This is a genomic window from Dongia sp., from assembly GCF_041906375.1.
In the GTDB taxonomy this organism is placed as follows: Bacteria; Pseudomonadota; Alphaproteobacteria; order Dongiales; family Dongiaceae; genus Dongia.
Window position 1 is genome coordinate 282,059 of record NZ_JAYRJJ010000004.1, and the last position, 22,221, is coordinate 304,279.

At 62.8% G+C, this 22,221-nt stretch carries 18 protein-coding genes; 14 read left to right on the forward strand and 4 right to left on the reverse strand.

The annotated features are described in order from the left end of the window. Positions 1 to 14: 14 nt before the first annotated feature. Positions 15 to 800, reverse strand: coding sequence for an N-formylglutamate amidohydrolase (locus tag ACE3OA_RS15175; protein WP_374312155.1), 786 nt, complete (start codon positions 798 to 800; stop codon positions 15 to 17). 142 nt (positions 801 to 942) lie between these two features. Here ACE3OA_RS15175 and ACE3OA_RS15180 point away from each other — a divergent pair, with 142 nt between their 5' ends. From ACE3OA_RS15180 to ACE3OA_RS15190, 3 genes are all read left to right on the forward strand, one after another. Next, positions 943 to 2,262, forward strand: coding sequence for a glutamine synthetase family protein (locus ACE3OA_RS15180; protein WP_374312157.1), 1,320 nt, complete (start codon positions 943 to 945; stop codon positions 2,260 to 2,262). A gap of 30 nt (positions 2,263 to 2,292) precedes the next feature. Continuing rightward, the gene (locus ACE3OA_RS15185; RefSeq protein WP_374312159.1) at positions 2,293 to 5,337 is read left to right on the forward strand and encodes an aminotransferase class III-fold pyridoxal phosphate-dependent enzyme; all 3,045 of its coding nucleotides are present in this window, start codon (positions 2,293 to 2,295) and stop codon (positions 5,335 to 5,337) included. A gap of 998 nt (positions 5,338 to 6,335) precedes the next feature. Continuing rightward, positions 6,336 to 6,920 (forward strand): hypothetical protein, encoded by a 585-nt coding sequence (locus ACE3OA_RS15190; protein ID WP_374312161.1) that lies wholly within the window; start codon positions 6,336 to 6,338, stop codon positions 6,918 to 6,920. Positions 6,921 to 7,318: 398 nt separating this feature from the next. Here ACE3OA_RS15190 and ACE3OA_RS15195 read toward each other — a convergent pair whose 3' ends face one another. Both ACE3OA_RS15195 and ACE3OA_RS15200 read right to left on the reverse strand, forming a co-directional pair. Continuing rightward, a complete protein-coding gene (locus tag ACE3OA_RS15195) occupies positions 7,319 to 8,140 on the reverse strand; it encodes a hypothetical protein (protein WP_374312163.1) in 822 nt (273 codons plus the stop codon). Between the two features lie 69 nt (positions 8,141 to 8,209). Continuing rightward, positions 8,210 to 8,968 (reverse strand): cupin domain-containing protein, encoded by a 759-nt coding sequence (locus tag ACE3OA_RS15200; RefSeq protein WP_374312164.1) that lies wholly within the window; start codon positions 8,966 to 8,968, stop codon positions 8,210 to 8,212. A 177-nt stretch (positions 8,969 to 9,145) separates the two neighbouring features. On the opposite strand from ACE3OA_RS15200, the gene ACE3OA_RS15205 reads away from it, so the two are divergent. After that, complete coding sequence (locus ACE3OA_RS15205; RefSeq protein ID WP_374312166.1) at positions 9,146 to 9,610, forward strand: DUF1348 family protein; 465 nt, start codon at positions 9,146 to 9,148, stop codon at positions 9,608 to 9,610. 227 nt (positions 9,611 to 9,837) lie between these two features. Then, entirely contained in the window at positions 9,838 to 11,202 is a 1,365-nt protein-coding gene (locus ACE3OA_RS15210) for a sensor histidine kinase (protein WP_374312168.1), read from the forward strand. A 69-nt stretch (positions 11,203 to 11,271) separates the two neighbouring features. On the opposite strand, the gene ACE3OA_RS15215 is transcribed toward ACE3OA_RS15210, so the two are convergent. Then, positions 11,272 to 12,078, reverse strand: coding sequence for a DUF72 domain-containing protein (locus ACE3OA_RS15215; protein WP_374312170.1), 807 nt, complete (start codon positions 12,076 to 12,078; stop codon positions 11,272 to 11,274). 181 nt (positions 12,079 to 12,259) lie between these two features. Between ACE3OA_RS15215 and ACE3OA_RS15220 the strand changes: the two genes are divergently transcribed. The 9 genes from ACE3OA_RS15220 to ACE3OA_RS15260 all read left to right on the forward strand — a co-directional run bounded on the left by ACE3OA_RS15220 (position 12,260) and on the right by ACE3OA_RS15260 (position 22,212). Continuing rightward, positions 12,260 to 13,390 (forward strand): MHYT domain-containing protein, encoded by a 1,131-nt coding sequence (locus tag ACE3OA_RS15220; protein ID WP_374312172.1) that lies wholly within the window; start codon positions 12,260 to 12,262, stop codon positions 13,388 to 13,390. A gap of 162 nt (positions 13,391 to 13,552) precedes the next feature. Further along, positions 13,553 to 14,425, forward strand: coding sequence for a xanthine dehydrogenase family protein subunit M (locus ACE3OA_RS15225; RefSeq protein ID WP_374312174.1), 873 nt, complete (start codon positions 13,553 to 13,555; stop codon positions 14,423 to 14,425). 4 nt (positions 14,426 to 14,429) lie between these two features. Beyond that, entirely contained in the window at positions 14,430 to 14,945 is a 516-nt protein-coding gene (locus ACE3OA_RS15230) for a (2Fe-2S)-binding protein (RefSeq protein WP_374312176.1), read from the forward strand. Then, a complete protein-coding gene (locus tag ACE3OA_RS15235) occupies positions 14,942 to 17,356 on the forward strand; it encodes an aerobic carbon-monoxide dehydrogenase large subunit (protein WP_374312178.1) in 2,415 nt (804 codons plus the stop codon). The genes ACE3OA_RS15230 and ACE3OA_RS15235 overlap by 4 nt, the downstream gene beginning before the upstream one ends. A 9-nt stretch (positions 17,357 to 17,365) precedes the next feature. Beyond that, positions 17,366 to 18,238, forward strand: a complete 873-nt coding sequence (locus ACE3OA_RS15240; RefSeq protein ID WP_374312180.1) for an AAA family ATPase — start codon at positions 17,366 to 17,368, stop codon at positions 18,236 to 18,238. Position 18,239: 1 nt separating this feature from the next. Beyond that, complete coding sequence (locus tag ACE3OA_RS15245; RefSeq protein WP_374312182.1) at positions 18,240 to 19,427, forward strand: VWA domain-containing protein; 1,188 nt, start codon at positions 18,240 to 18,242, stop codon at positions 19,425 to 19,427. An 11-nt stretch (positions 19,428 to 19,438) separates the two neighbouring features. After that, positions 19,439 to 20,281, forward strand: a complete 843-nt coding sequence (locus ACE3OA_RS15250) for an XdhC family protein (RefSeq protein WP_374312184.1) — start codon at positions 19,439 to 19,441, stop codon at positions 20,279 to 20,281. A gap of 10 nt (positions 20,282 to 20,291) precedes the next feature. After that, a complete protein-coding gene (locus ACE3OA_RS15255) occupies positions 20,292 to 21,002 on the forward strand; it encodes a carbon monoxide dehydrogenase subunit G (protein ID WP_374312186.1) in 711 nt (236 codons plus the stop codon). A gap of 154 nt (positions 21,003 to 21,156) precedes the next feature. Beyond that, positions 21,157 to 22,212 (forward strand): ABC transporter ATP-binding protein, encoded by a 1,056-nt coding sequence (locus tag ACE3OA_RS15260; RefSeq protein WP_374312188.1) that lies wholly within the window; start codon positions 21,157 to 21,159, stop codon positions 22,210 to 22,212. Positions 22,213 to 22,221: the final 9 nt, after the last annotated feature.

A 22,221-nucleotide genomic window follows, 5' to 3' on the forward strand; every position in this document is an offset into this window, starting at 1 on the left:
CTTCTAATTCTGGGCTAGTTCTGGGCCAGGCGCAGGATCGCCGGGCGGAGTCGGGTCAATAGATTGCGCAGCCGATCGCCCCACAGGGCAATTCCGGCGGCGTCGCTGAGCATATCCTGGCGGATCTCGACCAGCACATGCGGCAGGCCCCGCTGCTCGCCATAGACCGGCATCGCATAGTCGCTCTCGTCATCGACCGCATAGGGAAGATTATCGCCGACCAGCACGCCCGGCGCATCGAAGGCATCGATGAGGAGACCGGCCAGGCGGCGGTCGCGGTTATAGGCGAAATCGACCTGCCAGGGCCGCGTCTCGCCGGGATAATCCGGCGTGAAGCTGTGCATGGCGAAAAGTGCCGTGGGAATGTTCCGTGCCCGGCGCCGGTCGAGAAGGTCGGTAATAGCGCGGTGATAGGGGTGGAAGAAAGTCTCCTGCCGCTGGCGCCGCGCCTCCGGCGCGATATAGCGGTTGCCGGCGATCTCGATCCCGGCACTCATCGACGGAATCGACCCATCGCTGGTCAATGGCCGGTTGCAATCGATCACCAGCCGCGAATAGGCGGTGAGGACCAGCGGCGCCGCGAAGCTTGCGGCGAGCGTTCGGGCCAATTCCGCAGCACCTATATCCCAGCCGATATGCGTCGCCAGCGTCTCCGGCAGGAGGCCGAGATTGTCGAGACAGCGCGGAATCCGGTTGCTGGCATGGTCGCACAGGAACAGGAACGGCGCGTCGCTGTCGCCATTCACGATTTCGACGGCCGGCGGCTCGTCCGGGGCCAGCAGGGATGCATCTTTGGGCATGATCGGCTCAGCAATAGCAAGGGGACCTCGGCAATAGCAAGGGGACCTCGGGGGCGGCAAGGCCGAACATTTCCACCTTGCTGCTGCGCCGCCTTCCCTTACTATCGCCCCGCATCCAGGAACCAGCGCGAGAATCGCCGCGATGAGCCAGCCAGCCGATCTAGCCATCTTCCTCACCAATGACCTGACCGGAATCAGCCGTGGCCGCGCTTTTCCGGCGGCGGATCTCATGGACCGGATGCATGCGGGCGTGGGCTGGGTGCCGGCCAATATCGCCCTCACCCCCTTCGGCGTCATCGGCGCCAACCCGTTCGGCCCCTTGGGCGATCTGCGCCTGCAGCCGGACCTGGAAGCCGCCGGCTTTCACATGAGCGGTGTCGACGGGGCGCCGGACCTCCATGCCTTCCTGTGCGACATCGTCGAAACCGACGGCTCGCCCTGGGGCGGTTGCGGCCGCGGCTTTGCCAAGAAGGCGCTGGCCGACCTCGCCCACGAATTCGGCCTGACGGTGAAGGCGTCGTTCGAGCATGAATTCTTCCTGCTCGGCGACAATCCGATCGGCGATGCGGCCTTCACCCTGCAGGATTTCCGCAGCGTGCAGGGCTTCCTCGGCACCCTCATCGCGGCACTGTCGAAGGCCAGCGTCTATCCGGAGATGGTCCTGCGCGAATACGGGCCCAAGCAGTTCGAGGTGACCATGAAACCGGCGCGCGGCCTGCAGGCGGCGGACCGCGCCGTCACCTTGCGCGAAGTGACCCGCGACATCGCCCGGCAGTTCCGGCAGCAGGCCTGTTTTGCGCCGATCATCGACCCCACATCGGTCGGCAGCGGCGTGCATGTGCATTTCAGCCTGGAGACCGTGGACGGCCAGCCGGTCACCCATGATCCGACGCAACCGGGCGGCATCAGCGCCGTGGTCGGCAGCTTTGTGGCCGGCGTGCTGAAACATATGCCGGCGCTCTGTGCCCTTACCGCCCCCAGCGTCATTTCCTATCTGCGCCTGACACCGCATCGTTGGAGCGCCGGGTTCAACTGCTTCGGCTATCGCAACCGCGAGGCGGGTGTGCGCATCTGCCCGGTCGACGACACGCCGGGGAATGACATCGCTAAGCAAGTTCATCTCGAATTCCGCGCCAGCGACGCCACCGCCAGCCCCTATATCGTGCTGGGTGCCCTGATCCGCGCCGGGCTCGAGGGCCTGCGCGCCAGGATGAAGGCGCCACCCTTGGTCGAAGGCGACCCCGCCGACCTCACCGCTGCCGAGCTCGCCAAGCTCGGCGTGCAGCGCCTGCCGGAATCGCTGCCGGCGGCGCTCGCGGAACTCGAACGCGACAGCGTCGTTTCGGGCTGGCTGCCGGCGCCCATGCGGCAAGGCTATCACGCGCTGAAGACGGCCGAGATGGCGCGTGTGTCGGCCCTTGATCCCGCCGCGCAATGCGCGCTCTATGCCAGATATTATTGACCGCCAGTCCTTTAAGATCGAAAGCCCAACATGTCCGTCCTTACCGCCCTGCCGCCTGCCTTTTCGACCGAGAAGGTGGAAGCCATCATCGATGACCTCTATGGCATCAACGGCACCTTCACGCCGCTCGACAGCGAGCGCGACCAGAATTTTCGCCTGAGCGAAGCCAATGGCCAGAGCTGGGTGGTGAAGATCGCCAATGTCGCGGAGGATCTGCAGGCGCTGGATTTTCAGGCGGCCCTGCTCGGCCATGTGGCGGAAATCGATCCGGCCTTGCCGCTGCCGCATCTCAAGCTCACGCTGCAGGGTGAAATCCTCGGCCGCTGCGCGGGCGATGACGGCAAGTCCTATTTCGTGCGCGTGGTCAACTGGCTGCCGGGCAAGCCATTCGCCAAGGGCAACAAATCGGCAGCCCTCTTTGCCAGCTTCGGCGAGGTGCTGGGGCGCCTCACCAAGGCGCTGCAGGGCTTCGGCCATCCGGGCGCCACGCGCGATTTCGACTGGGACGTGGTTCAGGCCGGCCGCTCGCGCAGCCGCCTCGCCTTCATCGACGAGGCGTGGCAGCGCGACATCCTGGAATATTTCCTCGACCGCTTCGATAGCCATGTGGCGCCGCGCCTCAAGCGCTGCCGCGCGCAGGTGATCCATGGCGATGCCAATGACTACAACGTCCTGGTCGACGCGCCGACCGGCGAGACCATCGCCGGCCTGATCGATTTCGGCGATGCCATCCATTCGCCGCTGATCAACGAGCTCGCGGTCGCCGCGGCCTATGCCATCATGGACCGCGAGGCACCCATCGACGATGCCGGAATCATCGCCGCCGCCTTTCACCAGGCCAATCCGCTACTCGGCGACGAGATCGACCTGCTGTTCGACCTCATCGCGCTCCGCCTCGTCATCAGCGTCACCATGTCCGCCTCGCGCCGCGAGCGGGTGAAGGACAACGAGTATCTGAGCATCAGCGAGGCGCCGGCCTGGAACCTGCTGAAGCGGTTGCGGGCGATGGACCCGATCATCGCCACGGGCATCCTGCGCCAGGCCTGCGGCTTCGAGGCCGCAGCCGGTGCGCGCGCCATCGTCAAATGGATCGAGGACAATCGGCGCTCCTTGAGCCCGGTGCTGGACCGCGCGGCGGCATCGCAGCGCAAGGGCCTGGTGCCGTTCGGCGACAAGAACCACCGCATCGCCATCGCGTCGGCGGCAGGCCAGCCGGACGAGGCGGAAAAATTGTGGCGCGAGATCGCCGGCAAAGAAGGGATCGATCTCGGCATCGGGCCCTGGGGCGAGGACCGCCCGGTCTATACCGCCGCGGCCTTCGCCTCGACCCTCGTCACCGGCCAGCGCCGCTCGCTGCATCTCGGGCTCGATCTCTTCCTCGATGCCGGCTCCCATGTGCGCACACCCCTGCCGGGCCGGGTGGTCGACATCTATGTCTCGGACCTGCCGCTCGATTACGGCCATGCCATCCTGCTGGAACACAAGCCAACGCCGGAGATCACTTTCTTCAGCCTGTGGGGGCATTTGAGCGCCAACACCGCGCGGCTGCGCAAGATCGGCGAGGAGCTGAAGGCCGGGGATATCGTCGGCCAGATGGGCAGCAACAAGGAGAATGGCGGCTGGCAGCCGCATGTGCATCTGCAGCTCATCGCCTATCGCCCGGCCAAGGCCGCCGACGTCATCGGCGCCGGGGAGCCCGGCTACCGCGCCGTCTGGGCCGAACTGTTCCCCGATGCCGCGGCCTTTGCCGGCGTGCCGCCGGAGACCTTCACCCATGCGGGGCGTTCCTCCGACGATCTCCTCAAGGTGCGGAAGGAAAAGCTCATCCGCAATCTTTCCATCTCCTACCAGACGCCGATGAAGATCGTGCGCGGCGAGGGGGTCCATCTCATCGACGATCGCGGGCGCGCCTATCTCGACTGCTACAACAATGTGGCGCATCTCGGTCACGCCAACCCGGAAATCGTCGCGGTGCTGGCGCGCCAGGCGGCGATCCTCAACACCAACACGCGCTATCTCCATGACAACATCATCGCCTATGCCGAGAAGCTGACGGCGACATTGCCGCCGAGCCTCACCGTCGCCGCCTTCGTGTGCAGCGGCAGCGAGGCCAATGACCTGGCGCTGCGCATGGCGCGCAACCATACGCAGGCGCAAGGTGTGGTGGCGCTCGACTGGGCCTATCATGGCCATGCCACCTCGCTCATCGAGGTCAGCCCCTATAAATACAAGCGCAAGGGCGGCAAGGGCCGGCCGGCCACGACCGGCGAGGCCATGCTGCCGGATGCCTACCGCGCACCCGCGGACTGGCCCAAGGAAGAGATCGGCCAGCGCTATGCCGCTTCGGTCACTGCGGCAGTGGCGCAGATTGCCGAAGCGGGGCACAAGACGGCCGCGTTCATCGCCGAATCCCTGCCCAGTTCCGCCGGCCAGATCGTGCTGCCGCCGGGCTATCTGCCGGCGGCCTATGCGGCGGCCCGCGCCGCCGGCGCCGTCGTCATCGCCGATGAGGTGCAGATCGGCTTCGGCCGGGTGGGATCGCATATGTGGGCGTTCGAGGCGGAAGGTGCCGTCCCCGACATCGTCACCATGGGCAAGCCGATCGGCAACGGCCATCCGATGGCAGCACTCGTCACCACCAAGGAAATCGCCGAGAGCTTCTATAACGGCATGGAGTACTTCAACACCTTCGGCGGCAATCCGGTTTCCTGCGCCGTCGGCCTCAAGGTGCTGGAGATCCTGGAACGCGACGGCCTGCGCGCCAATGCGCTCTATCTCGGCAACAGCCTGTGGGTGCGCATGAGCAAGCTGATGGAAAAGCACGAACGGATCGGCGACGTGCGCGGGCGCGGCCTGATGCTGGGCATCGAACTGGTCGAGGACCGCAAGACCAAGGTCCCGGCCACGGCCTATGCCGCCCGCATCGTCGAGAAATGCCGGCAGCTCGGCGTGCTCCTTGGCACCGACGGCCCGCATGACAATGTGATCAAGATGCGCCCCGCCATGGTCTTCACGGCGGCGCATGCCGATTTCCTGATGCAGGTCCTGGAAACGGCCTTCGCGGAAGTCGAATAGGCAAGGGAAGGCGAAAGGGCCCTCAAGGGAGTCCGGCCGGCTGCGGCCTGGATCCCTGCCCTTCTCGCTTCAGCGCTGATGTTGCGGCGCCGGTAATTGCAGTTCCGGCTCTCTCTCCAGGTCGTTCGCTCTTTTCAGGCTCTATCTTCGTTCAAGTCCGACGCCCACCAGGAATTGCTCGGGCAGATGTGCCGGCCGTCCGTATCGGCCGTGACGGGTGCGGCGTGCCTCGCTGCACCGAAGGGGAACCCGGTCACCGCATCGGGTCCAGCGGGGGCCGACATATCCATCTGCGGCCCGAGGGGAGCGTCCTGTGACCCGGGACTCGCGGGGGACCGCTCATCCATCCGGTCCGGGAGGTTGGACTTCAAGGCCGCCAACCCAGCCTGCTCCATATGAGGGAGCGATATGTCGGCCTGCGCCCACGAGCGGGCTTGCGCCGAAAACAACCGAGCAATTCCGGCTGAGCGCCGGGAGCGAGGGTAACGGGGTGATCGTACCGAGGTGATGTGCGCGCAAGTTGATTAGTACCAAATTCCCATGCACTTGTCAAGAACAAAATAGGAACTTGATCCGAGCATGGTACGCGAGAATGGGGGCAGAGTCCGTTTTCCGCCGGATCGCATGCAGCGGCACATCCTTCATGGAATGCCGCTCCGGCCTCGCCATCATCAATTCTCTAGGCAAGAAAGAACCTCGCTCTGACCGCGATTCTGCTCTCCCTCCCTGCCTAGTCACTCATCCGCATCAAGGGTGAGAGGATGAACTCGATCAGTTTCCGTGTCCCAATCTTGATCCCGACCGCCGTGACCATGCCCGGCGTGAGTTGCACATCCCGACCATCCACCTGCATCGTGTCTTTCTCGAGGCGAATGCGGGCGGTGCATCAGAATTGGTGTCTGACCCCAATTCTCTCACCCACCAATTCTCTTCACCAATTCCCTTCAATTCTCTTTAGAATTTCATCGCGCTTTTGATCGTCAAATTTGGAGTCAGTCATGAACACGCCTCGCACAAGGCCACCAGTTCGTTACAGTCCAAAAATCAGTCCAACGAAAGACGGTTTGTTTCGAACAGGAATAGCCAATGATCAGTTTGCAGAGACCATTGGGCTCATCATAACTCATTGGCCCCATATAGAAGAAAAGATGGTGGTGATATTTGCCGATCTTACCGGCATTGACGACTTTTCCTCAGCGCGACTGATATTCCGCAGCATCATTAATCAAAACACACGAATAGACATTATGACAGCGATGCTAGAGAAGGCACCTCAAAATAGAGAGCGCGCGATATTCTTCGACAACATCATCAAAGAGTTCAAGGCGCTAAACAGAATTCGCAACACGTACGCCCACGGGCTTTGGTACACCCATGAAGATGGTGAAACCATCTATCTAGAAGCCGAGACAGATAACTATCATGCCTTTCTCGACAAAAGAGAGGTTCCATTAACGGAGCTAGTGGATGTTCTTTCTCGTTATCAATCCCTACAGGGAGAGTTGCTGGATAGGGGTCGCGCCTTGTTGATGGCCAAAGCGTTGAAATCATCGCCAGGTAACAAAGATGAGCGGCAATCTTAGCGTCGTGCAAACTCACGCGCGCCGTTAGGCGATTACGAATTTCAGCAACCCCCGCCTCGACCATCTCGTCAGTGATCTCAATTTCAGCGCCAGCCTTACGCTTGCTCATATGGGCCGATTCCTTGTTCAGGCAAGAATACAATTGCCCCCTCAAGGAGGGAGGGAGTTCAAACCGAGCGGCAATAACAACGTCGCTCAAATCCTCCCCCCTGGAGAATTGGGGTCAGAGTCAGATTTCCGCCGGATCACCTGCAACGGCACATCCTTCATGAAATACCGCCCCAGACTCACCATCATCATTTCTCCAGGCAAGAAGGACTCTCACGCTCACGCCGATTTCTCTCTCCGCAATTCTTTGTGACCCCGATTCTTTTATGCGGCCCCGTGGGAGCAGCGGGCTACCAGCGAATTGCTTTCACTTGATCAGCAGTCATTCCGGGCTCAACCTTTGCGTCGTATAGATACCTGAGATAGTCGTAGCCTAGCTGAGTCGGTCGATGGACCACTCCTTGTTCGGTTTTCGTCTTCTCGACGAGTTTTCTAAGCTTCTGCCCGTCCGCACCAAGCGACGGGCTGAGACCAAGGAATATGCCGTCCGCGACTATAGAAGTTAGACTACTCGTTCTTCCGTCATAGAACGCGGCGGCAACCGCCCCGCTTAGTGCCCTCCCCGAAATGAGAGACTTAAAGCGCATTGCGTTTTTCGGCGCAGACCTAGGGTAATCGGACTCTATCTTACTCTTGCTACCGAATGCCCATTCTAGGTCGGTGTTGTCTCGTTCGATGAAGTGAGAAAATCCATTCTTGTCTATCAGCAAGAGGATTTCGCCGCTTTGCGCACGATGCTTCTCATTTGAACTCAATACACTCACCGACGAAACACATGCGCACTCTGTGGCGATGCCATTCGCGACGGACTGTATACTTGCGACGGTCGCAGGATCAGTATCTGCTAACAGATGTACCGTTATCGATGGCCTTTCCGACCATTTAATCAGCAGCCCGTAGGACTCACCCGGCGCAATGCTAAGCGCCATCTCAGTCAACAGACTAGCTGGATCGCCTTCTGCATGGGCCGCAAAGCCTACGGTGTTGATTATTGCGGCCATTGCTGAGAGAGCGATCAATTCACGACGTCTCCAAGACAGAAAGGGCGGCGCGTGCAGCTTTTTCATGATTGCACCTGATTTACTTGAGTTCCGCAAAGGCTTGTCATTCACCTCTCCCTCCCCGCCTCACCACCCATGGAGAATTGGGGTCAGGGAGAGGGGGCTATCGACATCTCTCAATCACCCTTTCGGAATCATGATGCAGTAATATTTCCGGACATATTCGGTGCTGTGCCATTCGACATTGGCGCCCATGGGCACAAAGAAGGTGTCGCCGGCGCGGTAGGTTTCGCGCCAGCCGTCGGGGTCGGCGAGTGTTACCGAGCCTTCCAGCAGATGCATCAGCTCGTAGCGCGGGAAGGGAATGGCCTTGCGCCGGTAGGGTGTCGAATCCCACACACCCATGGTCCATTGCTGGCTCGCATCCTCGAACCAGTTGCGCCCGCTCTGCTGCGGGCTGGGACCGATGAGGAGATCGGCTACCGGCGGCGGACTGGGTTCGCGCGGCAGCGACGGATCGATCTTGAGGATCTGTTGTGCGCTGGCCTTGGCGGGGTCGGCGCCGGACGTGTCGTCGAAGATGACGTAATACTTCTTCATATAGCCGTCCTGCCGCCATTGGCAGGGAGTGCCCTTGGGGATGACGAAGCTTTCGCCGGCGGAGATCGTGGTGGCGGCGCCATCCTCTTCGATCATGGTGACGCTGCCTTCCAGCACGATCATGAATTCATTGACCGGATAGGGGCCCATCTTGCCGGTGAAGGCCGTGCAATCCCAGACACCGGCGCTGAGGCCGATCTTCGGGTCGCTGAAATATTCGATGCCGCGCTGCACGGGGTTGCCCGATAGAAGTTCCTCGGCCGGGATCGCCGGCCAAATGGCCAGACCCTCATGAAGCTGTCCGTTCAACGCGAATCTGATCACCCGGTCTGTCGTCACGCATCCCCCCTCAATCGATCTTGCTGTTATCGGCCTCGCTGAATGGCGTCGGCATTTGACGCGGGAATGCGGCAGCGATCAACCCCGCGCTGGTCAACCCCAAGGCGGCGCTCAAGGCCGTGGCCAAGCCGGGCAATCGCTCCTATCATGCCGCCCGCTTCAGCCAGGAGAGCAACCATGGACCGACCGCCTTTGCCACCCTTCACCGCGGAGACCGCAGCACAGAAGGCACGCCTCGCCGAGGACGGCTGGAACAGCCGCGATCCGGCGCGCGTGGCGCTTGCCTACACGCCCGACAGCCGCTGGCGCAACCGCGCGGAGTTCATTGTGGGACGCCCGGCCATCGAAGCGTTCCTGACGCGCAAATGGCAGCGCGAGTTGGACTATCGCCTGATCAAGGAATTGTGGGCCTTCCATGAAAACAGGATCGCGGTGCGCTTTGCCTATGAATGGCACGACGATAGCGGCCAATGGTTCCGTTCATACGGCAACGAGAATTGGGAGTTCGACGCGCATGGGCTGATGCGTTGGCGCGTCGCCAGCATCAACGATGCGCCGATCAAGGAGAGCGAGCGGAAATATCACTGGCCGCTCGGCCGGCGCCCGGACGACCATCCGTCCCTCAGCGAGCTTGGCTTCTAAAGAGCTGAAATCAGAAGGAAATTTGTCCCAATAACACCCGAGCGGAAGGCTCGGGTTCGTTCCTTTTATCCGCAAATTCCTCTGTCGATTCAAAGACTAGACACATCTTTTGACGCGACTCAAATTTAAGGTTAATACTTTGTTAAGGGGAATAAGCGGTCCTATCACGATGGGGGATGGTTCGCATCGGGGAGCCGCCTAACGGGTTTTGGAATGGCGGCTCGTCGATGAGCACCGCGCGCAGGTATTGGCTGGTCCTGATCGTTGTCTGCAGTTTCCTGCTGGCGCTCGGGATCAGCGTGCAGATCCTCATCGCCAGCGCGCTCGACGGACATCGCAGCCTTAAGAACGTCGCCTGGGCCGCAGCGCAGCTCGAAATCGAATATCTGCAGTTCAAGCATGCCTTCAACGGCTATGCCGGCGTCACGCAATCGGTGCCGGCGACCTTCCTCGCCACCCGCTATTCCGTCTTCCAGAACCGCATCCGCGTGCTGAAGCAGGAGACGGACCCGACCGAGCTTGCGGCCGATGAAAGCTATGACCGGCTGATCGCCGATCTCGATGCGGTGACGGCCGCGGACTCGCCGATCAAGCAGGCGATGGCGAGCACGGATGAGGAAACGCGCAAGGCCGCGCTCAACAAGCTGGCGCTCCTCGATTCACCGATCCGGTCCTGGGTGCAGGATGTGATGCTGCATTCCAACCCGGACCGGCAGAAGGATGAACTGATCGCCGCGGAACTGAAAGCGGCCGGGGTGATGGCCGTGGCGATCCTCTCCGGCGTGGCGCTCATCTTCCTCCTGCTGCGCAACATCAAGCATGTCGAAGCCTCGCGCGAGCGGGAGCGGGAAGCGCGCATTCGGGTCGATCAGGCGAGCCGCGTCAAAGACACGTTTCTGGCCGTCGTCACGCATGAGCTGCGCACACCGCTCAATGCCGTCATCGGCTTTTCGGAACTGATGAAATCCCGCACTGGCAAGACCCACGACCCGGAACTCACCGCCTGGACCGACGAAGTGCTGCATGCCGGCAAGCATCTGCTGACCCTGGTCAACCAGACCATCGACATGTCGAAGATTTCGGCCGGGAAGCTCGCGCTGTCGCCGGCCGAGTTTGACCTGCGGCTGCTGGTGGCCGACAGCGTCACCAGCATCAAGCGGCAGATGAACCATGATCCGCGCGATGGCGAGCGGCAGGAAGTCACCACCACCCTGCCCGCGCAGGACATCATGATCCGGGCGGACGAAGCCTGGCTGCGCCAGGCATTGCTCAACACCATCCTGCACGGCCGCAAGAAGGTGCTGGGCGGCAAGCCGATCGAGATTTCCGTCAGCCACCGCGCCGGCCGCGCGCGCATCGACATCGGCAACCGCGACCATGCGGTCATGGAGACACGGGCCGGCAGCGAGGGCGCCGCACTCGACCCGTTCCTGCAGGGTGAGATCGGCCTCAGCCGGGGTGCCCATGGCCTGGGCCTCGAAATGCCCATCGCCAAGGCTATCGTCGAGGCGCATGACGGCTCGCTGCATTACGAAGCGTCGCCGCATTCCTTCCGGGTCTTGATCGACCTGCCGCTTAATCTGGCAGCTTAAACGCCGCTCTCGCCCAGCGCGTTTCCGCGGCTGCCGGCAACACGCCTCACAAAGCAGGCTCCGCTTTGGTCAGCCGACGCGCTCGATCAGGGCCATGGCGGCGGCTGGGTTGGCGACCTTGTGGCCGCTGATGACATAGAGGAACACGTCGCCCGGGCCTTTGCGCCCGGGCTTTTTGCTGGCCGTCTCCAAGCCGTCCGGCACCTCGCCCTTGGCCAGCGACTTCGCCCGCGCCGCCCAGAGGTCGAGCGCCTTCTTGGCGTAGCCGAGGTTTTCCCCTTCGGTCGTGCCCATGATGCGCAGATAGGCGAAAGGTGCCGTGAGATCGGCGATCTGCGGATAATCGCCATCGGCTGAGGTGATCACCGCGACATTGTAGCTGCGCGCGAGATCGATGAATGCCGGCACCTTGAAGCTGTCATGGCGCACCTCGACCGCATGACGCAGGTCGATGCCGTCATGGCGCGCTGGCAGCAGCTTGAGGAAGGCTTCAAAATCGGCCGGGTCGAATTTCTTGGTGGCCATGAACTGCCAGTTGATCGGCCCCAGTTTTTCCTTGAGCTCGGTGATGCCGCTGCCGAGGAAGCGCTCGACCGATGACCCCGCCTCGGCCAGGACCCGGCGGTTGGTGGCAAAGCGCGGTCCTTTGAGGGCGAAGACAAAATCGTCTGGTGTCTCGTCATGCCATTTGGCGAAGCTCTCCGGCTTTTGCGAACCGTAATAGGTGCCGTTGATTTCGATCGAGGTCAGCTGCCGGCTCGCATGTTCCAGCTCGCGCTTCTGGGCAAGCCCCGCGGGATAGAAGGTGCCGCGCCAGGGTTCGAAGGTCCAGCCGCCGACACCGATGCGGATTTGCGGATTTTCCTTTTTAGGCACGGGCGCCTCTCCTTGGCCAGGGCTCCAAAAACCGTGCCCTTATAACACGTTATCATCGGAATTGTTCGCGCCCGGAGGCTGGGCTAGAGTTATTAGGTCATATTTATTCGGACCGGATCAAGATGCCGCTTCAGGCACATCCCCGCGCATGGGGGCCGGCACAGGCGGAGGAAAAAGACCGGTGCTTCCTGCTCACGAGCCATGGCTCGTCGCATTGTCCCTGCTGGTGGCCTTCCAGGGCAGCTATGTCGGGCTGCATCTGGCGCGGCAGATCGGGCCGGCGCGGGGCGGATCGCAGCGCGCGCTGATCACCGGTTCGGCGCTGACCCTGGCGCTGGGCATCTGGACCATGCATTTCGTCGGCATGCTGGCGATGCGCCTGCCGGTCGCCATCGATTTCCTGGTTCTGCCCACCTTGCTTTCCTTCCTGGTCTGCGTGCTGGTGGTGGGCTTTGCCGTTTTTGCCGTCGGCACCGGTGCGCCCAGCAGATTGCGCGCGGCCCTCGCATCGATCTTCATGGGCGGCGGCATCGTCACCATGCATTACCTCGGCATGTATGCGCTCCATGCCAGCGCGCATATGAGTCACAATCCCTGGCTGGTCATCGCCTCGATCGTCATCGGTGTCGGCGCGTCGGGCAAGGCGCTGTGGTTCGGCTTTGGTCCGGGCGCCAAGCGCTCGGTCCTCCTCTCTGCCGCCATCATGGCGCTGGCCATTTCGGCGATGCACTACACCGCCATGGCGGGCCTCACCCTGCATCTCCACAGCGAGATAGCACCCGTCGACATGCCGGCCTTGTCGCCGGGCCTGCTCGCCATCGTGGTCTCGGTCGTGGCCTTCGTCGTCTCCGGCCTGTTCCTGCTCACCTTGGTGCCGACCCGAACGGAAGCGCCGGCGGCTGAGCCGGCACCTGTCCTGGCGCCGGTCCCCCTGGAAGCAGTCAGTGCCGCCCATGCCGCACCGCAGCAGCGCAGCCTGCCGGTCGAGAAGGACGGGCGGCGCCTGCAGCTCGACATCGCCCGCATCGTTGCTGTCCAGGCACAGGCGCATTACACCTCGCTTTTCGATGGCGAGACGAACTGGTTCTGCCCGCTGCCGATCTCCGAGGTCGAAGCGCAGCTCGACCCCGCCGTCTTCGCCCGGGTGCATCGCAGCCATATCGTCAATCTCGATCGGATTGCTTCGGTCAAGAAGAGCGCTGATTCGGACATGGTGGCGATGGTGGCCAAGGTCCCCTACCAGGCACCGGTCAGCCGTTCGCGCCGGTCCTGGTTGAAGCAACGCCTGGGCGAACGCGCCAGCGCCGCTTAAGTCAGATCATCTGACGCAATTCGTTCAAACAGACTGCCATTCGTGCACGGATCGGCCCATCCGTGCACGTCGCGTTGAGATTGTCGCACCCCCGTTTCTATCGTTGGAACAATAAGAAGAGTTGCTACCCAACCGGCAGCCAGTTCCACGGAGGAAACAAACGTGATCCCGGGCCCCTTTATCTATCACCGGCCAGCCAGCCTTGCTGAGGCGCTGACCGTGTTGTCGACCCATGGCGACGAGGCGCGGCCTCTGGCCGGCGGTCATAGCCTGATCCCCATGATGAAATTGCGCATGGCCAGCCCAGAGCATCTCATCGATCTCGGCGGCATCAAGGATTTGCGCGGCATCTGCGAGACGGCCGGCGACATCGTCATCGGCGCCACCACCACCCAGGCGGAGCTCATCAAATCCGACCTGTTGGCGGCGAAGTTGCCGATCATCCGCGAGACGGCGCAGCAGATCGCCGATCCGCAGATCCGCGCCAAGGGGACGCTGGGCGGCAATGTCGCCAATGGCGATCCCGGCAATGACATGCCGGCCGTGATGCAGGCGCTGGGCGCCCAGTATGTCTTGCAGGGTTCCGGCGGCAAGCGGTCGGTGCCGGCCCGCGACTTCTATCAGGGCTCGTATTTTACCGCATTGCAGCAGGACGAGATCCTGGTCGCGGTCCAGATACCGGCCCCGCCTGCCGGCCACGGCTATGCTTATGAAAAGCTCAAGCGGAAGATCGGCGACTATGCCACGGCGGCCACGGCCGTGATCCTGACCGTGAGCGGCGGCAAGGTCTCTAGCGCCTCGATTGCCCTTACCAATGTGGCACCCACGCCGCTGTTCGCGGCAGAGGCTGCCAAGCTGATCATCGGCACCGCCTGCGACGCCGCAACCCTCCAACGGGCGGCCGAAGCGGCCAAGGCGATCGCCGACCCGGCCACCGATGGCCGGGGCACGGCGGAATATCGCCGCGAGATGGCCGGCGTGATGACTGCCCGGGCGCTTGCCAAAGCCTTCGCCCGCGCCAAGACCGGAGCCTGATATCATGACAGAGAAAACCATCGAACAAGTGCCGGTCAGCGTCACCGTCAATGGCAAGAGAGTGCAGCGCTTCGTCGACCCGCGCACATTGCTCATCCATTTCCTGCGCGAGGAAATGAGCCTCACCGGCGCCCATATCGGCTGCGAAACCAGCCATTGCGGCGCCTGCACGATCGAGATGGACGGACTTTCAGTGAAGTCCTGCACCGTCTTTGCCGTCCAGGCCAATGACGCCCAGATCAACACCGTCGAAGGGCTTGCCAATGCCGACGGCACGCTGCATGCGCTGCAGGAGGGTTTCCGGCAGATGCACGGGCTGCAATGCGGCTTCTGCACGCCCGGCATGCTGATGCGCGCCAAGGTGCTGCTCGCGGAAAATCCCGATCCCACCGAGGACGAGATCCGCTTCGGCATCGCCGGCAACCTCTGTCGTTGCACCGGCTATCAGAACATCGTCAAAGCCATCCAGTACGCCGCCGACAAGCTCAACGGCCGTACCCAGAAGGAGGCCGCCGAATGAACGACATGACCCCCACACCGGCCCAGCGCGAAGCCCGCCTGGAAGGCATCGGTTGCAAGAGAAAGCGCGTCGAGGACATCCGCTTTACGCAAGGCAAGGGCAATTATGTCGACGACATCAAATTGCCGAACATGCTGCATGGCGATTTCGTGCGCTCGCAATATGCCCATGCAAAAATCAAGAAGATCGATGCCAGCCGCGCCAAGGTGCTGCCCGGCGTCATCGCCGTCATCACGGCGGAAGAACTGAAGCCGCTGGGCCTCCATTGGATGCCGACGCTCGCCGGCGACGTGCAGGCGGTGCTGGCCGATGGCAAGGTCTGCTTCCAGAACCAGGAAATCGCCTTCGTCATCGCCACCGACCGCTATATCACCGACGATGCCATCCAGCTCGTCGACGTCGAATATGAGGAATTGCCGGTCATCGTCGATCCGTTCCAATCTATGGCACCGGACGCCCCGGTGCTACGCCCCGATCTCGACGGCAAGATGACCGGCGCCCATGGCGCCCGCAAGCATCACAACCATATCTTTGAATGGACCATCGGCGACAAGGAAGCGACCGACATCGCCTTTTCCAAGGCCGATGTGACGATCAAGGAGCTCATCTCCTATCACCGCACGCATCCATCGCCGCTGGAAACCTGCCAGTGCCTGGCAAGCTTCGACAAGGTCAAGGGTGAGTTGACCGTCTACGGCACCTTCCAGGCGCCGCACGTGATCCGCACGGTTGCGTCGCTGCTGTCGAAGATTCCGGAACACAAGATCCATGTGATCGCCCCGGATATCGGCGGCGGCTTCGGCAACAAGGTCGGCGCCTATGCCGGCTATATCTGCTCGATCGTGGCTTCCATCGTCACCGGCCAGCCGGTGAAATGGGTCGAGGACCGGATGGAAAACCTCTCCACCACCTCCTTCGCCCGCGACTATCACATGACGACCGAAATCGCTGCCACCAAGGACGGCAAGGTCACCGGCCTGCGCGTTCACGTGTTGGCCGATCATGGCGCCTTCGACGCCTGCGCCGATCCATCGAAATGGCCGGCAGGCTTCTTCAACATCGTCACCGGCTCCTACGACTTCCCCGTCGCCCATGTCGCCGTCGATGGCGTCTATACCAACAAGGCGCCGGGCGGCGTCGCCTATCGCTGCTCGTTCCGCGTCACGGAAGCGGCCTATTGCATCGAGCGCGGCATGGACATCCTGGCGCAGAAGCTCGGCATGGATCCGGCCGATCTCAGGATGAAGAATTTCGTGCGGCGCGAACAATTCCCATACCAATCGGCCCTGGGTTGGGAATATGACAGCGGCGATTACCACCTCGCCATGCAGAAGGCGATGGATGCGATCGGCTACAAGGCGCTTCGCGCCGAGCAGAAGGCCAAGCAGGAAGCCTTCAAGCGCGGCGAGACGCGCGAGATCATGGGGATCGGCGTCAGCTTCTTCACCGAGATCGTGGGCGCCGGTCCCTCCAAGAATTGCGACATTCTGGGCGTCGCCATGTTCGACTCCGCCGAGATCCGCATTCACCCGACCGGCTCCATCATTGCCCGCATGGGATCGAAGAGCCAGGGCCAGGGCCATGAGACGACCTGGGCGCAGATCATCGCCACCGAGCTCGGCATCCCCTCCGACGACATCATGATCGAAGAAGGGAATACCGACACGGCGCCCTATGGCCTGGGGACCTATGGGTCGCGGTCGACGCCGGTTGCCGGTGCGGCCATCGCCATGGCCGCGCGCAAGATCAAGAACAAGGCGCAGATGATCGCGGCGCATCTGCTCGAGGTTTCCGAATACGATCTCGAATGGGATATCGACGGCTTCCGCGTGAAGGGCAACCCCAGCCGATCGAAAACCATGAAGGAAATCGCCTGGGCTGCCTATAACGCACCGCCGCCGGGGCTGGAACCGGGCTTGGAAGCGGTCAATTACTACGACCCGCCCAACATGACCTATCCGTTCGGCGCCTATTTCTGCGTCATGGATATCGATGTCGATACCGGTGTCGCCAAGACCCGGCGCTTCTACGCGCTCGATGATTGCGGCACGCGCATCAACCCGATGATCATCGAGGGCCAGGTGCATGGCGGCCTCACTGAGGCCTTTGCCATCGCCATGGGCCAGGAGATCAAATATGACGAGATGGGGAATGTGGTGGGGGCGTCCTTCATGGACTTCTTCATCCCGACCGCCGTCGAGACGCCGAAATGGGAGACCGATTTCACCGTCACCCCGTCGCCGCATCATCCGATCGGCGCCAAGGGTGTCGGCGAAAGCCCCAATGTCGGCGGCGTCCCGGCCTTCTCCAACGCCGTCAACGATGCGTTCCAGTTTTTAGGCAGCACGCATATCCAGATGCCGCACGATGCCTGGCGCATCTGGGAGACGGGCCGGAAACTCGGCGCCTGATCCGGTTCGATGGACCAGAAGCAGGATATCGCAGATCGCCTCGCCGCCATCGGCTACATCGCCGATGGCGAGCTGGCGACCGCACTCGTCCTCATGGACATGCTGAAGCGGCCTTTGCTGGTGGAGGGGCCGGCGGGCGTCGGCAAGACCGAGATCGCCAAGGCATTGGCGACCTTGCACGGCGCCGAGCTTATCCGGCTGCAATGTTATGAAGGTCTCGACCGCAGCGACGCCCTCTATGAATGGAACTACCAGCGCCAGCTGCTGGCCATCAAGGCACGCGAAGGCCAGGATGCGCATTCCACGGAAGCGCATGTCTTCTCGGAAAGCTATCTGATGGAACGGCCGCTGTTGGCGGCCATTCGCCGCCCCACGGCACCGGTCCTGCTCATCGACGAGATCGACCGCGCCGATGAGGAATTCGAGGCCTTCCTGCTGGAGGTCCTGTCGGATTTCCAGGTATCGATCCCGGAGCTCGGCACGATCAAGGCTGTCACGATTCCCCGCGTGGTGCTGACGTCGAACGACACGCGCGAGCTGTCGGATGCCTTGCGCCGACGCTGTCTTTATCATGCGCTCGATTTTCCCGAGATCGACCGTGAGGCCCGCATTCTGCTGGCGCGCCTGCCGCAGATCGACACCCATCTCGCCCTGCAGATCGCACGATTGATGCAGGAAATCCGGCGCCAGGAACTGACCAAAGTGCCTGGTGTCGCCGAGACGCTGGATTGGGCGGCGGCATTGGCCGGGCTTGGCGTCAGCCGGGTCGAGGCGGACCGGCTGGCTGTCTATGAGACGTTGAGTTGCGTGCTGAAGACCCGTGAGGACCGGGCCCGGGTCACGCGCGAGGTGACTGACCGGCTGATCGGCAAGGTGGCCTGAGATGGCGGCCTTGACCGCGGCTGATATCGGGCCGGCGATCCGGCAGCGTCACGCGGGCTTCATGCGGACCTTGCGGGACAATGGCTTCAAAGTCGGACTCGCGGAAAGCAGTGATGCGCTGGCGGTGCTGGCCGCTTCCGGTATCGACCGCGCGGGTCGCGCCAGGCCGGCCTTGAAGGCGTTGCTCTGCGGGCGGAGGTCGGATTGGGACGCCTTCGATGCCCTGTTCGACGCCTATTGGGCGGGGCGCAATGTCAAAACGCGCGTCGCCGTCAGCGCCCAGGCAGCCCTTGCCAACCAGCGCACCCTCAAGAGCTTGTCCACACAAGCCCCTGCCGGCGGCAGCAGCGGCCTGCCCAGCGATGTCGAGCGCGTCGCGGATGGGGCGGAGAATGACGCCGCCCCCGCCGGCAAGCGCGAAGGCGCCAGTGCATTCGAGACATTGGCGCGCACGGATTTCCGCAAGATCGCCGATCCGGATGCCCTTGCCGAGGCGCACAGGCTCGCCGAGCGCCTGGCACGGCGCATGCGCACGCATCTGACGCGGCGCGAACGCGCGGCCAAACGCGGGCGGAGCCTCGATCTGCGGCGGACCATCCATGCGAGCCTCGGCACCGGCGGCACGCCGCTGCGCCTCGTTCATCGCAAGCCGTTGCACAAACCCTTGCGCCTCGTCCTGCTGGTCGATGCGTCAGGTTCGATGAGTCTCTATACCGCCGTCTTCGTGCGCTTCGTTCACGGCGTGCTTGACCATTTCCGCGAGGCGGAAGCGTTTCTCTTTCACACCAAGCTCATTCACGTGTCGGATGCCTTGCGCGAGAAGGACACGGCGCGCGCACTCGACCGGCTGGGACTGATGGCCGAAGGTGCGGGGGGCGGAACGCGGGTCGGCGAAAGCCTGGCGACGTTCAATCGCTGGCATGCCGCCCGCGTGCTCCATTCCCGCACCTGCGTCATGATCTTCTCCGACGGCTACGACACCAGCCCGCCGGAGATACTGGGGGCTGAAATGGCGCAATTGCGCCGCCGTTGCCGCCGCATCGTCTGGCTCAACCCGCTGATCGGCTGGGACGGCTACGAACCCACCGCGCGTGGCATGACGGCAGCGCTGCCCTTCATCGATCTTTTTGCGCCGGCGCATACGCTTGCCAGTCTCGCCGCACTCGAACCGTATCTCGCGCGTTTGTGAGGGAGGAAAGGATGCCCGCACATCCCGAAATCATCGATCTGGTCGCCAGCCTCAAGGCCAAAGGCGAGGCCTTCGTGCTGGCGACCGTCGTGCGCACGGTCTCGGTCACGGCGGCAAAGGCCGGGGCCAAGGCCGTGATCCGCGCCGATGGCGCCATTTCCGATGGCTGGATCGGCGGCGGCTGTGCCCGGGCCGCCGTGTTGAAGGCAGCCAGGGAAGCCTTGGCGGACGGCCATCCGCGGCTGGTCTCCATCCAGCCCAGGGACTTGCTCGCCGAACAGGGTTTGCGTCCGGGCGAGGAGCGAAACGGCATCCGCTTCGCCCGCAATGCCTGCCCCAGCCAGGGAACCATGGATGTGTTCGTCGAACCGATGCTGCCCCGCCCTGTTCTTGTCGTGATGGGCGCCAGCCCCGTCGCCGTGGCACTCGCCGAACTGGCGCCGCGCTTCGGCTATCAGCTGACCGTCTGCGCCGCGCCTGAGGATCAGCACCTGTTTGCCGAAAGCGACCGGCGGGTCGAAGGTTTTGCCCTGCCGCCCAGCAATGAGCCGCCCAGCAATGAGCCGCCGGGCACCATCGTCGTTTCGACCCAGGGCCGCGATGATGAGGCAGCATTGAAGGCGGCGGTCATGAGCAGCGCCGAGCATATCGCCTTTGTCGGCAGCCGGCGCAAACTGGCGGCGATCTCGGAGGCCCTGCTTGCGGAGGGCATTGCCGCGGAGCGCATCGCCAGGGTGAAAGGGCCGGCCGGCCTCGATATCGGTGCCATCACGGCGGATGAGATCGCCCTGTCCATCCTGGCGGAGATGATTTCCCAGCGCCGGAAGGCCGAACGTAGTTCGATCGCACAATAGGAACGATAAAATGCAGATGACCGACAGCCGGACCATTCCGGCGCCGCGCGACAAGGTTTGGGCCGCCCTCAACGATCCGAAGATCCTCCAGGCCTGCATCCCGGGCTGCGAAAGCCTCGAGATGACCTCGCCCACGGAAATGACGGCCAAGGTCACGCTGAAGGTCGGCCCGGTGAAAGCCTCCTTCGGCGGCAAGGTGACCCTCTCCGACATCGATGCACCGAACAGCTATCGCATCGCCGGGGAAGGATCGGGCGGTGTTGCGGGTTTTGCCAAGGGCGGCGCGCTCGTTCGGCTGGAGGCAGAGGGTCCGGACAGCACGATTCTGCATTACACGGCCGATGCCCAGATCGGCGGCAAGCTGGCGCAATTGGGCAGCCGCCTCATCGATTCAACGGCGCAGAAACTGGCCGGGGATTTCTTCAACAGCTTTGCCGCGGCCCTCGCCCCCCAAGTGCCCGCCCCCCAGGTACCCGCCCCCCAGGTACCCGCCCCCCAGGTACCCGCCGGGGCCGCTGCGCCCGAGATACCGGCAGCAGAGCAAGCTGAGCCGGGAGAAAAGAAAGGCTGGTTCAAGAGCCTGTTCGGCAAGGCGGATACAAATGTGGCCTCGATTGCGGTGCTTGCAGGGCTCGGTTTGTTTGCCATGCACCAGTGCTGTCTCGGCCAGACCCACACGGCGATGGACTTCCCCTTGTGCAGCGCGCAAACGGAGATCTGAACGCGGCACCGCCCTCTGAGCGGGGCTGAATCTCCCGGCAGGTTTAAATTCTGGACCCGGGTCTTTTTTCCCTTGCGACCACGGTTAGCAGCCGATAGCCTCAATGTAAGCGCTTGCATACTATTATCTGACAAAAGCGCAATAGGGAGGATTAATGGCGGCTGTCGTAATTCGCGACGTGCGCAAGGCCTTCGGTGTTGCGCAGATTCTGCACGGTGTTTCGATCGATATCGCGGATGGCGAATTCGTCATTCTGGTCGGGCCTTCGGGCTGCGGCAAATCCACCTTGCTGCGCATGATTGCGGGCCTGGAGAGTGTTACTTCGGGCGAGATTTCGATCGCCGGGCGTGTCGTGAATGACGTTCCCCCCAAGGAACGCGACATCGCGATGGTGTTCCAGAACTACGCCCTCTATCCGCATATGACCGTGGCCGACAATATGGGCTTCTCGTTGAAGCTCAAGAAGGCGCCTTCAGCGGATATCGCCGCCCGGGTCGAGCAAGCGGCCAACATCCTTGGCCTGGCGCCCTATCTCGACCGATTTCCCCGCCAGCTTTCCGGCGGCCAGCGCCAGCGCGTCGCCATGGGCCGCGCCATCGTGCGCGACCCGCAGGTCTTCCTGTTCGACGAGCCGCTCTCCAATCTCGATGCCAAGCTGCGCGTCGCCATGCGGGCCGAAGTGAAGGAACTGCACCAGCGCCTGAAGACCACCACGGTTTATGTAACACACGACCAGATCGAAGCCATGACCATGGCGGACAAGATCGTCGTCATGCATGACGGCAAGGTCGAGCAGATCGGCCAGCCGTTGGAGCTTTACGACCGGCCGCAGAACCAGTTTGTCGCTGGCTTTATCGGTTCGCCGGCGATGAACTTCATTCCCGGACGCATCGAGGGCGGCTCATTGATCGGCGCCGGCGGCCTGCGCCTCAACCTCGACGAGAAGGCCGCGGCCCTGCAGGGCCGCGACGTAACGCTTGGCATCCGGCCGGAACACCTGACCCTGGGCGATGGCGGATTGGTGGCCGAAGTCGTTGTGGTCGAGCCAACCGGATCGGAAGTGCAAATCAATGCCCGCTTGCCCGGGGGCGAGGAGATCGTCGCCGTATTCCGCGAGCGCCATATGTTCAAGCCCGGCGAAAAGATCGGGCTGCAGCCGCTGCCAGGACTGACGCATCTTTTCGATGCCCAGACCGGCCAGCGATTCTAAGCGAACTGG